Below are 2,178 nucleotides of genomic sequence, written 5' to 3' on the forward strand. Positions count from 1 at the left end.
GTAGACTCACTTAAAGTCACAAAGGTGCTAATATCAAGTTTGCTTAATCACTTATAACTGCAGTTTAGATAAAGGGTAGCGCAATCGCGCTACCCCTTTGACTGCTGCGATCCGAAGTTACATCCCTATTGTCAACTTCGTACCGTTGCGCGAAAGTGTTGTGGACACTGTTTTACTCACAAGGTTATTGCTTGCGGTCACTTCATAGTCTCCAAGAAAGCCCCGAATCTTGTATTCTCCATTGGCGTCAGTTTTCCCAACCACGTCAGTCCACCACTCCTTAAAGACCAAGTCCATGTAAACTTTGCCACTCGGCTTGACAGTCCAATCTCTGTCATAAATTGGTCCATTTTCAAACCACTGTGCACCATCCCAAAAACCCCACATTACGAAGCCATTTGTCGCCGGATGGCCAAAAACAGCCGTCATACAATCGCGCGTTATATCAGCCTGTGTCTGCCTATTAGATGTGAAAATATCGAACTCGGTAATTTTAATGGGAAGGTTAAACTTACCTAAGCGGTCAAGGATGCTTACGAGTTGCGGTATCGAAATAGTACCATTCATTAGGTGATTTTCTATACCGATACCACCAATTGGTGCACCATTATTAACTAGGTACTGAATCTGACTTTCATATTGGTCTCCGTGAGTGCTGTTGTCATAGAAATTCTCGTTGATGTAAAGAACGGCATTTGGATCTGCTTCATGGGCGGCTTTAAACCAATCTACAAGAACCGACTCACCGAGAATGTCTTGAAAATCGTGATTGTCAGATGCCTCATTGATAACATCCCAGTCGTTTATCTGACCCTTTAAGTACCCGACCTCGTCGCGGATATGGGCGATGATGCGATCGCGCAAAACCTGATCAGCCGCTGCCTTTCCCTGCTGGTTCAGTGTATTGTTGTAAAGTGCCTGCAAACTGGGTGGCGAATTGTTCCAACTTGGCCAGACAAGATTGTGACCACGTACTTTGAGGTTTTTGTCCCTAAGCCACTTGACAGCTTCGATAGCTTGGGGACGTGACTCCAAGTTTTCCCACTGTGGCCATTTCAGACCATTTTCGATTACCCCTTCATTAAATAGCTGTGGGATATTGTTTTGATACTTGTTAACATCAGAGTTGCTTGAACTTGTCAGTAAAGTTTTTTCGTCAACTGCACTACCAAAGTTGTAGGCGTGGCGCTTCATCGCAACGTGTACCTCTGCATTAGGGACAGGTGTACCGTTGGCATCGGTCACTACCACCGTCAAATCACCTTTGCGGTATGTGTTGATATTGTTGGCAGCTGCTTGACGCCACGCATCATCAGAGGAAATCTGTGCGATGAGATTATTGCCTTTTGTCTGTTGAACCGGGAGAACCGCTTCTTGCGCTAGCGTCAGTGTAATATGAATACCGAATATAATTAGAAAGCTAACAAAACCCAATAGCAGTGTGCTACTTGTTTGCCGCCTTCGTTTCCATTTCTGCTGGTTGTTGTGATTACGCATATGACCCTTTGTTGCTTTTTTTACACCACTGGTTTGATTTCAAAGCCAAGTATTAGCTAGCTCAATCAGCATTGTTAGCATATTACACTAATGTGTTACTGACGATAAAGAATTTGTTACTTGACATCAGGAACGTTTCCACTCCGAAATAGCGTAAATTATTTTACACTAAATTCTGCGGACGTTATGTTCTGATCGCTCGTCTTTAGTCTAAACTCCAGTTGTATAAAAATAACAAATGCCAGTTTATCAAGTTCGACTTATCAATTCCGGAATCGGATTGGATCGCACCATTCAAGTCCCAGATGACCAATATATTCTTGATATTGCTCAAGAAGCTGGTATTCGTCTACCATCGGGATGTCAACAAGGAGAATGTTCCGCCTGTGTTGCCAAAATAATCAGTGGAGAAGTTGATCAAAGTGAGCAAAAGTTTCTGCGTCCACATGAAGTAGAAGCTGGCTACACAATCACCTGTGTCGCTTATCCTTTATCGGATTGCACTTTAGAAACTCATCAAGAACAAGTTTTGTATAAAACATCGCTTTATTTTCAGTCAAATGCAGCACCATCAGAATAGTTCTAAAGGACATTTATTCAATCAGTACCAGCCGCAGTGAACAATGAACTGGTAACTGATAACTGATAACTGGTAACTGGTAACTGATAACTGATAACTGT

Annotated in this window: 2 protein-coding genes; one reads left to right on the forward strand and one right to left on the reverse strand. The window is 42.7% G+C overall.

The window, feature by feature from the left end; genetic code table 11:
• Window positions 1-117: 117 nt before the first annotated feature.
• Window positions 118-1,497 carry an endo-1,4-beta-xylanase gene (locus tag DP116_RS21375; protein ID WP_169157086.1) on the reverse strand — a complete coding sequence of 460 codons (1,380 nt, stop codon included), beginning with the start codon at window positions 1,495-1,497 and terminating at the stop codon, window positions 118-120.
• A 238-nt stretch (window positions 1,498-1,735) separates the two neighbouring features.
• Here DP116_RS21375 and DP116_RS21380 point away from each other — a divergent pair, with 238 nt between their 5' ends.
• Window positions 1,736-2,077 (forward strand): 2Fe-2S iron-sulfur cluster-binding protein, encoded by a 342-nt coding sequence (locus tag DP116_RS21380; RefSeq protein WP_169157087.1) that lies wholly within the window; start codon window positions 1,736-1,738, stop codon window positions 2,075-2,077.
• Window positions 2,078-2,178: the final 101 nt, after the last annotated feature.

Source organism: Brasilonema bromeliae SPC951, from assembly GCF_012912135.1.
In the GTDB taxonomy this organism is placed as follows: domain Bacteria; phylum Cyanobacteriota; class Cyanobacteriia; order Cyanobacteriales; family Nostocaceae; genus Brasilonema; species Brasilonema bromeliae.

What these genes read in the sequence shown, in the direction of transcription:
- DP116_RS21375 (WP_169157086.1), bottom strand. Translation starts at nt 1,497, where the DNA reads ATGCGTAATCACAACAACCAGCAGAAATGGAAACGAAGGCGGCAAACA.
- DP116_RS21380 (WP_169157087.1), top strand. Translation starts at nt 1,736, where the DNA reads ATGCCAGTTTATCAAGTTCGACTTATCAATTCCGGAATCGGATTGGAT.